Consider the following 325-nt stretch of genomic DNA (forward strand, 5'->3'; position numbering starts at 1 on the left):
GCTTATCGGGCCTACACCATCCCCCGCTTCCCCTCTGCGGCGAGCCTGCCCGATGGCGCTTTGCTTATCGGGCCTACAACATCCCCCCGCTTCCCCTCTGCAGCGAGCCTGCCCGATGGCGCTGCGCTTATCGGGCCTACACCATTCCCGCTTTCCCTCTGCGGCGAGACTGCACGATGGGGCTTTGCTTATCGGGCCAACACCATCCCCCGCTTTCCCTCTGCGGCGAGCCTGCCCGATGGCGCTGCGCTTATCGGGCCTACACCATCCCCCGCTTCCCCTCTGCGGCGAGCCTGCCCGATGGCGCTTTGCTTATCGGGCCTAC

The sequence above is a fragment of the Candidatus Kosakonia sp. 282A-S69 genome, assembly GCF_029433855.1.
In the GTDB taxonomy this organism is placed as follows: Bacteria; Pseudomonadota; Gammaproteobacteria; order Enterobacterales; family Enterobacteriaceae; genus Kosakonia; species Kosakonia cowanii_A.